Annotated in this window: 14 protein-coding genes and 1 riboswitch; of the genes, 7 read left to right on the top strand and 7 right to left on the bottom strand. The window is 45.2% G+C overall.

Translation table 11 applies throughout. The features are described 5' to 3' along the window. Window positions 1-105 precede the first annotated feature (105 nt). On the bottom strand, window positions 106-1,485 hold the full coding sequence (locus ACDJ59_RS08320; protein WP_413408327.1) for an amidohydrolase family protein: 1,380 nt from the start codon (window positions 1,483-1,485) through the stop codon (window positions 106-108). Between the two features lie 111 nt (window positions 1,486-1,596). Beyond that, window positions 1,597-2,148 carry a CGNR zinc finger domain-containing protein gene (locus tag ACDJ59_RS08315; RefSeq protein ID WP_413408326.1) on the bottom strand — a complete coding sequence of 184 codons (552 nt, stop codon included), beginning with the start codon at window positions 2,146-2,148 and terminating at the stop codon, window positions 1,597-1,599. A 143-nt stretch (window positions 2,149-2,291) separates the two neighbouring features. Here ACDJ59_RS08315 and ACDJ59_RS08310 point away from each other — a divergent pair, with 143 nt between their 5' ends. The 6 genes from ACDJ59_RS08310 to ACDJ59_RS08285 all read left to right on the top strand — a co-directional run bounded on the left by ACDJ59_RS08310 (window position 2,292) and on the right by ACDJ59_RS08285 (window position 8,319). Next, window positions 2,292-2,792 carry a DinB family protein gene (locus ACDJ59_RS08310; protein WP_017688116.1) on the top strand — a complete coding sequence of 167 codons (501 nt, stop codon included), beginning with the start codon at window positions 2,292-2,294 and terminating at the stop codon, window positions 2,790-2,792. A gap of 84 nt (window positions 2,793-2,876) precedes the next feature. Next, window positions 2,877-3,030, top strand: a riboswitch (FMN riboswitch). A 144-nt stretch (window positions 3,031-3,174) separates the two neighbouring features. Then, window positions 3,175-4,155, top strand: a complete 981-nt coding sequence (locus tag ACDJ59_RS08305; RefSeq protein WP_413408323.1) for a DMT family transporter — start codon at window positions 3,175-3,177, stop codon at window positions 4,153-4,155. A 317-nt stretch (window positions 4,156-4,472) separates the two neighbouring features. Beyond that, the gene (locus ACDJ59_RS08300; protein ID WP_413408322.1) at window positions 4,473-5,966 is read left to right on the top strand and encodes an amidase; all 1,494 of its coding nucleotides are present in this window, start codon (window positions 4,473-4,475) and stop codon (window positions 5,964-5,966) included. A gap of 148 nt (window positions 5,967-6,114) precedes the next feature. After that, on the top strand, window positions 6,115-6,732 hold the full coding sequence (locus tag ACDJ59_RS08295) for a DUF1989 domain-containing protein (protein ID WP_413408321.1): 618 nt from the start codon (window positions 6,115-6,117) through the stop codon (window positions 6,730-6,732). Window positions 6,733-6,848: 116 nt separating this feature from the next. Continuing rightward, the gene (locus ACDJ59_RS08290; RefSeq protein WP_091029439.1) at window positions 6,849-7,475 is read left to right on the top strand and encodes a LysE family translocator; all 627 of its coding nucleotides are present in this window, start codon (window positions 6,849-6,851) and stop codon (window positions 7,473-7,475) included. A gap of 82 nt (window positions 7,476-7,557) precedes the next feature. Continuing rightward, window positions 7,558-8,319: a YqcI/YcgG family protein gene (locus ACDJ59_RS08285; protein ID WP_413408320.1), complete on the top strand. Its 762-nt coding sequence runs from the start codon at window positions 7,558-7,560 to the stop codon at window positions 8,317-8,319. A gap of 56 nt (window positions 8,320-8,375) precedes the next feature. Here ACDJ59_RS08285 and ACDJ59_RS08280 read toward each other — a convergent pair whose 3' ends face one another. The 4 genes from ACDJ59_RS08280 to ACDJ59_RS08265 all read right to left on the bottom strand — a co-directional run bounded on the left by ACDJ59_RS08280 (window position 8,376) and on the right by ACDJ59_RS08265 (window position 12,791). Further along, a complete protein-coding gene (locus ACDJ59_RS08280; RefSeq protein ID WP_413408318.1) occupies window positions 8,376-9,722 on the bottom strand; it encodes an amino acid permease in 1,347 nt (448 codons plus the stop codon). Between the two features lie 621 nt (window positions 9,723-10,343). After that, complete coding sequence (locus tag ACDJ59_RS08275; RefSeq protein WP_413408317.1) at window positions 10,344-11,237, bottom strand: aldo/keto reductase; 894 nt, start codon at window positions 11,235-11,237, stop codon at window positions 10,344-10,346. 128 nt (window positions 11,238-11,365) lie between these two features. Continuing rightward, window positions 11,366-12,139, bottom strand: a complete 774-nt coding sequence (locus ACDJ59_RS08270; protein WP_127550538.1) for an SDR family NAD(P)-dependent oxidoreductase — start codon at window positions 12,137-12,139, stop codon at window positions 11,366-11,368. A gap of 163 nt (window positions 12,140-12,302) precedes the next feature. Continuing rightward, window positions 12,303-12,791, bottom strand: coding sequence for a GNAT family N-acetyltransferase (locus tag ACDJ59_RS08265; RefSeq protein WP_413408316.1), 489 nt, complete (start codon window positions 12,789-12,791; stop codon window positions 12,303-12,305). Window positions 12,792-12,984: 193 nt separating this feature from the next. On the opposite strand from ACDJ59_RS08265, the gene xerS reads away from it, so the two are divergent. After that, window positions 12,985-14,076 carry a tyrosine recombinase XerS gene (xerS, locus tag ACDJ59_RS08260; RefSeq protein ID WP_256975421.1) on the top strand — a complete coding sequence of 364 codons (1,092 nt, stop codon included), beginning with the start codon at window positions 12,985-12,987 and terminating at the stop codon, window positions 14,074-14,076. 218 nt (window positions 14,077-14,294) lie between these two features. On the opposite strand, the gene mobB is transcribed toward xerS, so the two are convergent. Next, a complete protein-coding gene (gene mobB / locus ACDJ59_RS08255) occupies window positions 14,295-14,855 on the bottom strand; it encodes a molybdopterin-guanine dinucleotide biosynthesis protein B (protein ID WP_413408314.1) in 561 nt (186 codons plus the stop codon). Between the last annotated feature and the right edge of the window lies 1 nt (window position 14,856).

Genomic DNA, 14,856 nt, shown 5'->3' with positions numbered 1-14,856 from the left:
GTCAAAGAGCCACATAGCATTATGCGGCCCTTCATTTCTTACTATAGTAGAGGTGTATATAAAAATACGAACTGACTTCATTTCAGGTTTTTATGAAAAAGTAAATTATGAGAACGTAATTCTCTCCGCGTCCGACATCCGGTATTGGGTTAACAAATAATCTTTGCTCTGCATCGCCGTATGACGAATCGCATCCAGATCAACATTCAAAAGCTTGCCCTCTCGCTTCACAAGTCTACCTGCTACAAAGACCGTATCCACATTGGATGGATTGGCAAATTGCACGACAGCGCCGATTGGATCATGAACGGGGAACATATTCAGATCGGTGGTACGAATCATGATCAGATCCGCTTCTTTCCCTGGGGTCAACGTACCCACCTTCTGCTCCAATCCCAATGCTTGGGCACCAGCTGAAGTTGCAAATCTCAGCACTTGGCTGGACTGCAAGTTCAACTCACCAGGCATCTCACCCTGCTGCAAAAGTTGTTCATTGGCTCTGGATCGTTCAGCCTGAAGTGCAAACTTCATCTGCGAGAACATATCTCCGCCTGTAGACGTCACTACATCTACACCAAGTGTAGGTGTCCCCCCATGTTCAAGAAAATATCCGGTGGCCGGATATCCATGACCCATCATCATTTCAACCTCAGGTGTGACCGACAAGGAAGCGCCGCTATCTGCCAGCATTTTGTATTCATCCATGCCCATGGTGTTACCATGAACGATATTCACCCGTGGACTTAACAGTCCCGCTTCGTACAAGTGACTAATCGAGCGATCCACAGATCCCCAACTGCCAAATCCGGCATGCATGGAACAGATCGCATCCAGTTCTTGTGCTAGTTCGATCTCTTTCACGGTTGTATCCCAATGACTGAACTCCGGACCACGAATGGCAAGCCCATAAGTAAGTAATTGATCCCGTGATGAAAAATAACGTTCTTTAACTCTTCTCACATCATTATTCGAATACGTGAGTTGACTATCCCGATTCCAGTAGTCCGTCTCACCAGGGACTCCGTGAGCAAATACCGCCCGAATGCCAGCATCCTGAAGTCCACGAATCAGTTCATCCGTATGGTCAGGGGAATACGGCATGCTCCAATCCAACACCGTTGTCACTCCTGCATTAAGCGCTTCCAAGGAACCGAGCAGGTTGGCAATATAACTATCTTGTGGGCGGAGCTTGCTTCCCATCGCACCATAATAGAGATTTTGCAAATAAACTGGTAACGACCAATTGGTTCCCGCTGTTTTGACCAGTGATTCCCACATATGCCGATGTGTGTCCACCAGCCCAGGCATAATAATCATCGATGAAGCATCAATGACCTCCGCATCCGGAATATCCAGGTCGGGCTGGATCGCCATGATCAGTGAATCCTGAATCAGAACGTCCGCCCTCTTATACTGTCCAATTTTAGCATCCATCGACAACACACAGCCATTTTTCAACAGATAACTTGTCCGCACAAGACACATCTCCCATCTATTTTGGTTTGAAAGACGATCACATCCTGCTTACGAATCCGTACTGCTTCTGACTATTTTTTCGCTAGTATATATACATTATATAGTTATTGTTAGTATTTATCAATTTTGGGATTTTCGTTTCGCCCGAAATCTTCTGACCTTCATCAGATTTCCACACATCTTATCATCACAGTACTTCTGTGTTCTGCTTCGGGTATCATCATAGAACATCCAGCGACAATCCGAATTATCACAGATCCGAATCCTACGCCCTTCTCCCTCGACCAAAGTCGTAGCAAAGTCAGCAGCTACCTCAGCCATAACCTGATGCCAATGTGCTTCTACAGCTACCAGTTGGAGTTTCAGTTCCTGATCAATTGTAGTCAATATTCTTCTCACGTGCCCTGCTTCCATAACGCCATTCAACCACTGTTTTTCTATATCCGTTAATGATGCTCCTGATGACACGCGGACTCCAAGAGCCAACAATTCATTCCTGAAGTTTGTCATCGACAACTCATCTTCTGGAGATGCAGGAACAGAAGCGTTAAGTTGCCATCGTTCCAGAAAGTCTTGCTGCCAGCTCGCCTTCCCCAGTCTGTCCTCCGATCGATCTCCCCCACGCCAGTCATGATAATCGCTGTTTACAAAATCGGTCCATAACCTGTCCATATATACCTCCGTTCAGTGTAACCACCTAATTAAATAAAGAGGGTTACAACTCATCTTTGATGTGTTATATTAAGTGTAACCTTACTAATCAGTTTTAGCTAGTTACATCACAAATCACAATTATACGCAAGGAGGAAAAGGCAATGACAAAAACAACAGCACTAGATGTGTTACTTATTCAAAAGGATGATACTTGGGATCAATGTAATTGGATTGTACCTTTGTCGAAATCCTTGGAGGGTCTTACAGCAGAACAAGCAGCCTGGATTCCACCCTCAGGGGGATTAAGCATCTGGCAGTTGGTTAACCATATGTATTATTACAACCATCGCTTATTATGTCGCATGCAAGGTAAGGAGCCTACTCTTCCTGCTGTAGACTCCAATGAATACACATTTGGGAATCCTGGAGATGCAACGGACGCAGCCGGATGGAATACACTGCTACAGGGTACAACTCGATTAGCCCAACAGTTGCGAGATCAATTAGCTGCATTACAAGAGTCAGATCTTGAAGCCGCTTATATGGACTCCGAAGAGAAATGGGCACACGAACTAGCTCGCTGGGTACTCCATGATGCCTATCACGCAGGTCAGATCGTGCTCCTTCGCAGACAGCAAGGAAGCTGGAAAATCGTATTCTAAAAAAAATGCTTGAACTGCTAGCGCTTACAGGAATAAGATGAACTTATTAATGTTACAGCTTGTTCAACACACTATATAATTGAATAGGATCTTCGGGGTAGGGTGCAATTCCCAACCGGCGGTGATGTTCTTCGGAACCAGCCCGCGACTCGCTATATGTTCTTAACGAAGGACATTCAGCGACTGACTTGGTGTGAATCCAAGGCCGACGGTACAGTCCGGATGAGAGAAGATCAACACATTGACATGCCGTTCACGGGAAGGCCTATTTCCTGACGCATGTCCTTGGATGAGCCCCCGTTTATTTGGTTTATACCAAAACGGGGGCTTTTGTCGATTTTGCCAACTGAAGATTCCGTGTTCTGACGAAGGAGTCCTGAATATGGAAAAGACATCAGCAACATCAACGGTTTACCGCAAGGAACGAAGTAATACCGGATTCTGGCTTGTAGTTCTCGGCGCCGCCTTATGGGGTGTCGACCCACTCTTCCGCATTATTTTGCTAAATACGATGACATCTACGCAGATTGTACTTGTGGAACACATCATCGTCAGTCTTATTGCCATTCCCGTGCTGTGGAAATTTCGGGCTGATCTGAAAAACCTGCGCGCTCGCCACTGGATTGCCGTGATTTTTATCTCATGGGGAGGATCAGCACTTGCAACGGTATTGTTCACCATGGCACTAACACATAACGATCCGAATACGGTGCTTTTATTGCAAAAAATGCAACCACTCTTTGCTATCGTACTGGCTAAACTGTTATTAAAAGAAACGTTACCACGTCGCTTCGGTGGATTGTTCTTCATAGCATTAGCAGGAACATACCTGCTTACATTTGGCTTCACGTTGCCATTAGGCAACTGGGACAACTGGATTCATGCCGGAAGCTTGTTATCCCTTGGGGCTGCTGCCTTATGGGGAGGTTCAACCGTTATGGGCCGATTAATGCTGGGGCAGGCGCGTTATGAAACGGTCACCTCCCTGCGCTTTGTCGTTGCTCTCCCGCTCCTGATCTTTATGACGTGGAACGAAGGTGCGGCATGGACGTTTCCGTCCGGAACGGGTGAACAGACTGCTGTCATCCTCAACATTCTCGGTCAGGCATTGTTACCAGGTTTGCTCAGTCTTCTGTTGTATTACAAAGGTCTGTCGTCAACCAAAGCATCTGTTGCAACTCTCGCAGAACTTAGCTTCCCGATGGCGGGTGTGTTGGTGAACTGGATTGCTTTCCGTACACTGATTACATGGGAGCAATTGCTTGGTTTTATTCTGATCTGGGTGGCCCTCTTTGCCATTTCCAGACAGCAGGAAAGATCATCAACTGTGGCCGATGCGGCACCTAAGCTTCGTACAGAGTAAGTGGTTATATCCGAGGTTCACATATAAACAAATAGTGAAATACAAAATAAAACCATTGCACATCAAATTAGATGAGCAGTGGTTTTTTATTTCCATTTCTCGATAATACTCGATCATTTTCTCAATTAGCAATATGAGCTATTAACCCTGTGCTTTATTTCTATGTGGCAAACCCTCCCCTCTTTTCCCTCCAACCTCATAACGAATATGCATATCATCGCACTACGTCTCTTCTATGTTTTGTCTTTTGTCCATTCCGGTGGTACGATGACATATGGAATAAACAGATGAATTATATTCAGAGAGGAACGATCATAATGTCTTCATTCTCATATACCTCCTACGACGCCGTAGGTTTGGCTGAACTGATCCGATCCCGGGAAGTATCCCCGGTCGAAATGGTGGAAGCGGCGTTTGCACGCCTTGAAGAAGTGAATCCGCAACTTAATGCGGTTATTCGTACATATGAAAATCGCGCACGTGTGGAAGCCGGTTTGGTTCGCCCTGGAGAACAACCTTTTGCCGGTGTGCCCCTGCTCTTGAAAGATATTTCGCAATCCTTGGAAGGTGAATTTCTGACTTCAGGCTCCCGTTTGTTCAGCGAGCATCGTGCATTACGCAATTCCAATTTTGTCACTCGACTGCGTGATGCAGGCTTTATCTTCATAGGACATACCAATACGCCTGAATTTGGTTTGAAAAATATTACCGAGCCCCGTCTTCATGGTCCAACTCGTAATCCATGGAATATCAATCACTCCCCAGGTGGTTCAAGTGGCGGTGCCGCTGCTGCTGTAGCTTCGGGTATCGTTCCTCTTGCCGGAGCCAGTGACGGCGGAGGTTCGATTCGTATCCCGGCTTCCTTTAGCGGATTGTTTGGATTAAAGCCAACCCGCGGGCGCACACCTGTAGGACCGGGAGTTGGTCGTCAATGGCAAGGCGCATCGATTGATTTTGCACTCTCTCGCTCGGTTCGGGACAGTGCTGCATTGCTTGATACGTTACAAGTCATTCAGCCCGAAGCTGCGTTCCATGCTCCACTCTTTCCAGGCAGTTACTTGGCAGATATGAGCTATCCACATCAACGCAAACTGAAAATTGCATACACAACGGATTCGCCCGTGGGAACACCTGTCAGCGCAGAAGCCAAAGAGTCTGTTTACAAACTCGTTCGCTGGTTGGAAGATCAAGGTCATCATGTTGAAGAAAAGCTGAGTCCCGTCAACGGAGTTCGGTTGATGGAGAATTATTACATGATGAACAGTGGTGAGATGGCCGCGATGATCTCTTCCATGGAACGATCCATGGGCCGGGCTCTGACCTCCGATGATATGGAGATCGAATCTTGGGTTCTGGCTGAAGCAGGCAAAAAGGTGTCCGCTGCGGAATTTGTACATAGCTTAGCTGAATGGGATGTAGCTGCAGCTCAGATGTCCACCTTGTTTGAGCGTTATGATTTCTACGTCACACCTGTTAATGCTTTTCCAGCGCCTAAGATTGGTGAATTAACACCTCATGACGAACAGATCCGTAATCTGATGCGAATTAGTGAATTGGACAAGACCCAGCAGCAACTCATTTATGAAATGTTTGAGCCAAGTCTTACGTATACACCGTTCACCCAGCTTGCAAATCTGACAGGCCAGCCTGCGATAAGTGTACCTCTGCATATGACACCTGAAGGTTTGCCAATGGGCGTTCAAGTGATGGCAACCAAGGGACGTGAAGATTGGTTATTACATCTGGCTGGACAACTTGAACAATCAGACCTCTGGATCGGAATGAGAGGTAATCCACTGTTCCCAGCATAAACGCAATATTTCACACGTCTCTGATGAGTAATCTTTCATCCACCCTATTCTTATTCTTCATATTCGCATGCCTACATTACTTGCTATAGTGCATGAAAGCAATGTCATCTCCGCATACTGAAGTAAAAAGCCCTCGGAGGAGACAGTGATGAATTCAACGGAATCTCATAAGCAATCTATTCACATTCCTGCCAAGACAGGCTACGCTCTTAAAGTGAAAAAAGGCTCACTGATTCGTATAACTGATCTGGAGGGGCAGCAAGTGGTTGACTTTGTCGCTTATGATGCACAGAATATTAATAATCGCCTTGATCCCGGGGTAACCCTCGATGTCCTGCGCAATTACAGAATTAAACCGGGGCAATGCCTGTATTCCAACCGTTATAAACCTCTCATTTCCATTATCAGTGAAACTGTAGGCATTCATGATTTTTTCAATTCGGCCTGTCGTCCGGAAATGTATGAGGTCTTGTATGATAAGAAGGACCACCCCAGTTGTTATGATAATCTGAACACGGCCCTTGAACCTTTCGGTATCTCTCCCCCGGATCAGCATTATCCTTTCAATCTGTTTATGAATTCCGTAGTAGATGGTGAAGGCAAAATTGATGTTATCGCTCCCGAATCATGTGCAGGTGATTATGTTGAAATGGAAGCTTTGATGGATCTGATCATCGGTTTATCGGCTTGTCCGTGCGAGGAAAGTTCTTGCAATGGCTATCATTGTACACCTATTCAACTCGATGTGGAATCGCCTGCCGTTTAAAGTGCTATATCCTCACAGTTTGTTCTAATTCGCTCCTTGCGGGAATACGATGACTTGTACCCATTTTCTGTGACACTGGTACAATTCATCGAACCCGTTAAGGAGTGGACGTGTTTATGTCTGTACTGTTCAGTTATATTATTCTGGGAATATCATTGTCCGCTCCAATCGGTCCGATTAATGCTGCTCAACTGGACCGTGGAGCTCGACATGGATTCATGCATGCCTGGATTCTAGGACTCGGAGCTATGTTTGCAGACTTGGTGTATATGCTGCTGATTTATTTTGGAGTTGCCCATTTTCTGGACACGCCGTTTATGCGCTCTTTTCTCTGGTCATTTGGCAGTTTTATTCTGATTTACACGGGAGTGGAAACGCTCTCGAAGCTAAAGCAAGGCATTCAAGGTACATCAACTGCGGAAGCAACTGTTCGGAAATCGTTTATATCCGGATTTTTGATGGCCCTGTCCAATCCACTGAATATTTTATTTTGGCTGGGGATCTATGGCTCTATTCTCGCGACAACTGTGAAACATACGGACATGGCTCATTTGCTGCTCTACAGTTCAGGCATATTCATTGGTATCCTGGTGTGGGATGTCATTATGGCTGGAATGGCCAGTCGATTCCACAAACATAGCAGTGAAAATGTATTACGCTGGATCTCCATCATATCGGGAATCTGCCTGATCGGATTTGGTTTGTATTTTGGGTACGAAGCTGTACGTTCCATTTTTTTCTGACAACAAAATCAGGCTGGACAGTCACCCAACTTCCCCCACATTAATACTGTAACGGTATCATGTGGAATGGAGTTGGGAATCAATGGCGGAGCTGTATAGTGCCGACGAAATAAATACCTTGTTTGAGCGTCTTCCATCTTGGCAGCAGGACGCTTATTCGCAATTTGCAGATATGATCGCCGATGAAAATAATACGTATCCATGTGTACCTGGACGAATGGGATTTCTGTCCGGACATTTGAGGTACGGCTTTACGTGTGACCCCCGATCTGAACACGCTGCTGAAGATATGGCTGATCTGCTCAGACAGTATGGTCCTGTCTCCAGAGACACAGGTCACTACGCTTCCATGGTGGTAATCTGTGAGACACCAAGCGATCTGAAAGATCATACAACGGTGGAGCAATATCAGACGTTATTCTGGCAAATGCTTAATCGGGTAAGTTCACACGATACCGAGCCGTGGCCGGAACATATTTCAACCGATCCTCATGATTCATCATGGGAGTTTTGCTTTGGCGGAGAGCCTTACTTTTGTTTCTGTGCAACTCCTGCACATGAACTCCGAGCCAGCCGGCATTTTCCTTATCTCATGTTTGCTTTTCAACCACGGTGGGTATTCGAATCCATTAATGACAACACCCCTCTTGGCCGTAAAATGAAAACCTTAATTCGCAAACGTCTCGCTGCGTATGATGCTGTACCTGCTCACCCTTCGCTGATGTGGTATGGTCAGCAAGATAATCTGGAATGGAAACAGTATTTCCTTCCTGATGATGAGCAGACACCTTCCAAATGTCCATTCATGCGGATGAAGCAAGCCATAGGCAAGTTGACGAAATAATCTTAAAGCACTCATTAATCCGTTCTACGACCTCCACGAAAGTTGCTGAGAGTTGCTTATGGTTTGGATGGTGCTGACTGCGGTGTTTTCGAGCCACGTACCTTATGAACAACATACGTGATGATCCCAAGGAACACCAAAAGTCCCACACTTGCCAGCAGACCCGTTCTGCTGGCTTTTTCCATCGCTGTCCCAGCCACAGCAGCCACAATTAATACTATGGCAATCCACACTTTGATGCGATTCCACTTCACGGGTTTCATTTTTTTAATGTACGTGATGCAGATGAGCAGCCATGTATACATTAATACCAGACTACCTGCTGTCGTCACATATTCAAACAAACTCTTGGGCATCCATAATGCCATCAACGTAGACAGGACTAATCCGGCCGCTGTGCAACACAACGCCTGAAGTGGCATGTCCTTTTTTCCCCAGGTCTTTGTGAACAGCTTTGGTGCATCTCCATCTTCCGCGAGTTTCACCAACATGGACGTAATGGCATATAACGAAGCCACCATCGTCGAGAATCCGGCTATAATCAGAATTCCGTTGAGAATGTGGACCACAACAGTGAATCCAATGGTTGACATGGCTTTGACAAGCGGACTTTCATCTGGAGTTAACTGAGCTGAAGGCACAAGCAACAGGATCAACGCAATTGAAATCACATAGAGTGTACTCACCGATAATAACATTACTCGACCAGATTTCACTGCATCTTTTGGTTCTTTCAGGTTAGCTGCCATCAGGCCCATAACCTCGATCCCGGCAAAAGCAAAGAATGCATAGATGAAACCGGTCCATACCCCTTTACCCCCATGCGGGAACCATTCATTCTTCAATTGCTCTGGTGTTACTTTTACAGGTAACCAACCCAGACAAGCCGCTCCTGCTATAGCTATAAATGCAACCGTTGCAGCAAGTTTGATTACAGCAAGAATATTCTCCGTTTTGGTTAATCCCTTCGCTCCCAGTGCAGCAATGAACAGACCTATAGCGGCATAGATCGCAACAAATGCCCACAGCGGAAACTTCGGAAACCAGAATTGAGAGAACAGCCCAAGTGCCGTTAATGAGCTGCCCATGATGAGCATTTCAGAGAACCAGTACATCCATCCACTACCAAAACCAGCCCAAGGTCCGTATGCTTCGCCCGCATACGTTCGAAAAGCGCCTTCCTTTGGATCATCTGCCGTCATCTGTGCTAGCGCACCAAATACAAAGTAAGTACCTGCTGCCGCCAGCACCAACAATATAAGTACGGATATGCCAGCCCAATGAATCGCCAGACTCGTTCCTAGAAAAAATCCCGTTCCCAGTGTGCAACCCGCGCCAAACAAGGATAGGCTGACCCAACTTAGTTTTTCGTCGTCGTTTTTACGGTGTTGCTGACTTTTCATGAAGCTCCTCCTTCTACCTTATCCCCTTACGATTTACAGGTCATGGAGGTTTTATGTCTGTATTGCCAAAAGAAATATTATTAGTTTACATAATATTGAATATGTTAAAATCATTCTAAGGATAAATTTAAGCTGTATGCTTTCTAAGCATCAGAATAAAGATATATTTTCAATTCTATTTAAATCCGCAAAAAAGCGGTTGACTTCAATCGCTTAGAATGGTTTTCCTTTTAAACTGGTGGTGCGTCAATGTAGCTATATGAGAAATGGTAACTAAGATGAGAAAATGATCTTTCTATTGTGAATTTTTCATATGTTGAAATATTATAACTTGGTCATTATTTCTTTTAAATTGAACGTAGATTACCTATTTTTCGTATTTTCTCAATATCTTCGTCGTTTTTTATAAATTTAGTCGTTTATAAGAAGGGCCATTTCCTGGGATTTTTCCTCTTTCATCCTTTTTCACCCGTTTCGGACTAAGCTGACGTATAGGTATTGTTCTCTAGTATTTTTACAGCCTCTTTTCCAGTCATTGTTGTGAATTTTTCATATGATGAAAATATTTTATGTTGGTCATAAAAAAAGCCGCCATAATGGCGACTTCGCTAATACCCCAAATTAAGTCCGGCCAGTCCAATCTGCTCCGGCGATTTCTTTCCATCGTGCTCTAATCTCATCATATAATTCCTGTGGAAGTGCGCCTTTAGCCACAAGGTCGGCATTTTGCTGCCAGCGATTGGGCTTGGCTGTTCCTACAATAGCCGTATCTACACCTTCGGTACTCAGCGTAAAACGCAGTGCTGTCTCCACCGCTGCCTGGGCATCTTCACCCAGAAAACCATAGTTAAGTTCGCTTAAGCGCTTCCAGTATATAAATGGATAAGCCTCTTCCGAAAGTGTATCATACGTCCAGGCCGCATTGGCAATTGGTCTTTTCGCGATGACACCCATGTTTCTCTTCCTTGCCTCAGGCAACGTAAGATCGATTGCTTCCTGATCTGCGATATTTAATGAAGTCTCCAGGCTGTCAAATACTCCGGTCTGAATCGCATATAGCGCATCTGTTGTATCCCCACTATATCCAATAAATCTGGTTTTTCCTGCTTCCTTGGCACGCTGTAGTACTTCGATTACTGCTCCTTGTCGGAGTATTTCTTCGGAGCAGCTATGCAAATGGATAACATCCACATAGTCCGTTTTCAGCCGTTTCAGACTACGGTCAATCGTTTGCTCCAGTACTTTGGCATCCCAATCCGGACCTTCGATCCCGGCAGCATGTCCACATTTGGTGAACAAATAGTAGTCATCACGCCGATGTGACAGCACCTCACCGATTAATTCCTCGCTGTCACCGTAACATTCAGCCGTGTCTATCACGTTTAATCCAGCATCCAGGGCACTATTCAGCAATGTCGCTACATCCGTTTTGGATACATTTTTGCCTATTTCCGCTCCGCCAAATCCAAGTGTACTTACGTTCATGCCAGTATTACCGTACTTGCGCGTTTCCATGGTTATCTTCCTCCAAGTTCAGTGAATTGGGTACAGATAAATAGAAATACAGATTAACTTTCCCTATGTTATTACCCATGAGTTGGTTATGTCACCCACTTTTCCAAACTGCAACCAACTTCATTTATTTAAAAGCCATAAATGGACATTCCACCGTCAACCAATAACGTCTGACCCGTTATGTATCCCGCTGCATCTGATGCCAGGAATACAACCGGCCCTACCACTTCTTCCAGTTCTCCCACTCGCTGTAGCGGTGTGCGGCTTACAATTTCCTGCAAATACTGGGGATCATCCAGCAGTTTTTCAGTCAGAGGTGTTCGGAAATACCATGGCCCTACTGAATTGACACGGATTCCATACTTGCCCCATTCCAGTGCGAGCACTTTGGTCATATGAATTAACGCAGCTTTGGTCGCGCCATATACAACCCCTGTCCGCAAAGCCGTGTGACCGCCTACCGAAGAGATGTTAATGATCTTCCCAGTCCCACGTTCTTTCATATGCTGACCCGCCAATTGCGAAGCGAAGAAAGCCGATTTTAAGTTTGTCTGCATGATGGTCTCCCACTGCTCGTCTGTTACTTCAAGTGCTGGTGTCCGTATGTTCATACCTGCGTTATTCACCAGAATGTCCAGACTACCCATCTCCGAGATCGCCTCTTGAAACGTCTCTTCCATTTGTTCTTTTGATGTCACATCCGCAGTCAGAGCGAGCGCTTTACGCCCTGTCTGTTCATAGATGTAGGCGGCTGTCTCCTCAATTTCTTTCATCGTTCGGGATACAAGTACAACGTCACTACCTGACTGGGCAAGTCCAATCGCAATTGCTTTTCCGATTCCTCTCCCCGCACCTGTCACCAGTGCTGTCTGTCCATCGAGATGGAATGTGGGTACGTTCATGTTACTCACTCCTTCATCAGATTTAGAAGTTGAACTAAAGATTATTTACACTGACACTACGATGAAAGAATAACCTTCCAATCGCTGTTATCGTGTAAATGATTAGTTCAACTTATATCGCAATCATGCAAATGCTTTATATGTAGGTGAACCCTGATGGGAATCAGGTTACAAAATACTGGCTTGGATTGCCTAGCTCCGGATGGAACTTCTCTCGAAAACGGCCTCCGGTATAATCCCCTATAATTTTTCGCCAGAACGCCTGCGCAATAACATTGTTACGAACCTGGGTCACTTTCCATCTTCCTGGAAAACGTTTGAACAGCTCATAGGCTGCCCGAGTACCCACCCCACTGCGTCGATATTTTTGCATCACAAAAAACTCAGTCAAATAGTAGTCATTATCCTTACTACCAGGCTCCAATTTCTCCACCAGAGCAAACCCTGCAGGTGCCCCATCACTTGTTATCAAAAAAGGAAACTTACGGTCCTTTTCTGCCCAGAATGCCTCCAGACCGGGATATTCCGGAAAAATACCGTTACTATCCACATCAATATTCAGATATTTGGTAAAATCATATAGATAAAATTGCATTAAATGCCGAATCACCTGACTGCGTTCCTGGGGAACCAGTTCTATTTTCATATTCATCCGGTTCACCTCCTCTGCTTTACGTATACTAATTACTTTAAAGGTTTACGCGCCGAAGGGCAAGGAAGCATACCCTACTTACTGCCTGCTTTGGTGAACAAGCTGTGAGCATGTAAATTATGGTACACTAGAGCATAGAATACTATTAAATTGAATATTTATTTTATATGTTTTTCACATGGAGGTGTCGAACTTGACCAACGTGCAAAAAGAGATTGATCGACGCAAGCTGGATGATAAACTACCTTCCATGCCTTGGTTCGTTCAGCAATTCATGGACTACAAGCTGCCTGACCTGTCCCCCTCTACCCTGCTCGAATATCTGAGAGATTACGAAGCTTTCTTCGGATGGTTGCGAGCAGAAGGGCTGTCCGAGGCAAGCTCTAATAAAGAAGTTACCTTGACTGAACTGGAAGTCCTCCGCATGGATTCGGTTACCGCCTATCGGTTATTTCTCACAACCAAACGGGAAGGAACCAATTCCAGAATTACCGTATCTCGCAAACTCTCTTCCCTTCGCTCCCTTTTTCATTACCTGAGCCAGATTGCGGAAGATGAAGACTTTTATCCTTTGCTGAAGCGAAACATTATGGCCAAAATTGAGATCAAGCGTACCCATAAACCCAAGGACACCGCTGCCAAACTCAAAGGTAAAATCCTGGAGGAAGAGGAACTGCTGGAATTTATCGGCTATATCCTTGAAGGTTACGCTGTCGATATGGAAAAGAACAAACAGGCACTGTATTCCCATGAGCTCAACAAAGAGCGGGACGCCTGCATTGCCAGCCTGATTCTCAATTCAGGTTTACGGGTGTCGGAAGTTGTGAACCTGAACGTTGATGACCTCGATCTGAACAACAAACTCCTGTATGTCTATCGCAAAGGTAACAATGATGAGACGTACAAAACTCCCGTTTATTTCAGGGAACAGGCCAAGGACGAACTCGCAACTTATATGAACCTGCGGCAATCACGTTACCGTACGCCCAAGCGGGAGAAAGGTCTGTTCATTGCTTTGCGTAACGGAGATTCAGAAGGCAGTCGAATGACCAAAAGAGCGATCCAGGCCATGATTATGAAATACGCCAAGCGCTTTGGAAAACCATTCTTGACCGTGCACAAATTACGCCATTCATTCGCAACTGACTATTATCTGCAAAATGATATTTACAAAACAAAGGAGCAGCTTGGACACGCTTCTACGGAAACGACCGAGATCTATGCCCACCTTACCGACAAAACGATGTCAGAAGCCATCGAACGTCGTACCGAAGACGGGATGTAACATCCCGAACATAATAAAAGCAGCAAACCACATCAAGGATTTCGATCCGAGTAAGGTCTGCTGCTTTTTTGTTTTTTTGCATTATTCAAGGAGAAAAGCATAAGCAGAAATAATTAGGTTTACATAATAATAATTACGTTATATCCGTAAGCAATCAATCACGCTCTCTGTAAATTCAATCATGTCTAGCCACCATAATATCCCACTTCTTGACGTTTCTACGATTCGACTTCACCATTCTGCCTACACTCGCTCTCAACCATCGCTAACAATGCTTTGGCTATATCCTCCGTGACATGAACTGAGTACCATGTTATATCTCTGCTTACGGTGCTCCGCTCTATAAACTGCTCTGAAGGTAACCATGAGATCATACCCACTACCCCTTTAAGCTGATCAATCAAGGTCAGATCCTTCTCTTCTCGAACCATCACGAATTTAGGATAAGAAGCATCCTTGAATCCTTCAACAACAATCCAATCATAACCCGACAGATAGCTCAGCATATCCTCCAGCTTGGTTGCCTGTCGCTCCATAATTGCAGTACGTTTCTCCGACATAACAACCACCGCCGAGGCCCCTGCCTCCCCAAATTGATACGAATCCGTTCCTTCTTGATCCATCTCAAAGTGGTCGTGTCCATCATGCTTAATTGCTGCTACTTTAAGTCCCATAGAAGAAAAGTGCCCGATCAGCGCGGCTGTCAGGGTTGTCTTGCCCGTGTTTTTGTATCCAACAATCTGTATAATATGTGGCTTTGTATCACTCATTGTAGTCATC

It is taken from the genome of Paenibacillus amylolyticus, assembly GCF_047302515.1.
GTDB lineage: Bacteria > Bacillota > Bacilli > Paenibacillales > Paenibacillaceae > Paenibacillus > Paenibacillus amylolyticus_G.
The sequence above is the reverse complement of the archived record's forward strand: the minus strand, read 5'-3'. Positions and strand labels throughout refer to the sequence as shown.

What these genes read in the sequence shown, in the direction of transcription:
- ACDJ59_RS08320 (WP_413408327.1), bottom strand. Translation starts at nt 1,485, where the DNA reads ATGTGTCTTGTGCGGACAAGTTATCTGTTGAAAAATGGCTGTGTGTTG.
- ACDJ59_RS08315 (WP_413408326.1), bottom strand. Translation starts at nt 2,148, where the DNA reads ATGGACAGGTTATGGACCGATTTTGTAAACAGCGATTATCATGACTGG.
- ACDJ59_RS08310 (WP_017688116.1), top strand. Translation starts at nt 2,292, where the DNA reads ATGACAAAAACAACAGCACTAGATGTGTTACTTATTCAAAAGGATGAT.
- ACDJ59_RS08305 (WP_413408323.1), top strand. Translation starts at nt 3,175, where the DNA reads ATGGAAAAGACATCAGCAACATCAACGGTTTACCGCAAGGAACGAAGT.
- ACDJ59_RS08300 (WP_413408322.1), top strand. Translation starts at nt 4,473, where the DNA reads ATGTCTTCATTCTCATATACCTCCTACGACGCCGTAGGTTTGGCTGAA.
- ACDJ59_RS08295 (WP_413408321.1), top strand. Translation starts at nt 6,115, where the DNA reads ATGAATTCAACGGAATCTCATAAGCAATCTATTCACATTCCTGCCAAG.
- ACDJ59_RS08290 (WP_091029439.1), top strand. Translation starts at nt 6,849, where the DNA reads ATGTCTGTACTGTTCAGTTATATTATTCTGGGAATATCATTGTCCGCT.
- ACDJ59_RS08285 (WP_413408320.1), top strand. Translation starts at nt 7,558, where the DNA reads ATGGCGGAGCTGTATAGTGCCGACGAAATAAATACCTTGTTTGAGCGT.
- ACDJ59_RS08280 (WP_413408318.1), bottom strand. Translation starts at nt 9,722, where the DNA reads ATGAAAAGTCAGCAACACCGTAAAAACGACGACGAAAAACTAAGTTGG.
- ACDJ59_RS08275 (WP_413408317.1), bottom strand. Translation starts at nt 11,237, where the DNA reads ATGGAAACGCGCAAGTACGGTAATACTGGCATGAACGTAAGTACACTT.
- ACDJ59_RS08270 (WP_127550538.1), bottom strand. Translation starts at nt 12,139, where the DNA reads ATGAACGTACCCACATTCCATCTCGATGGACAGACAGCACTGGTGACA.
- ACDJ59_RS08265 (WP_413408316.1), bottom strand. Translation starts at nt 12,791, where the DNA reads ATGAATATGAAAATAGAACTGGTTCCCCAGGAACGCAGTCAGGTGATT.
- mobB (WP_413408314.1), bottom strand. Translation starts at nt 14,855, where the DNA reads ATGACTACAATGAGTGATACAAAGCCACATATTATACAGATTGTTGGA.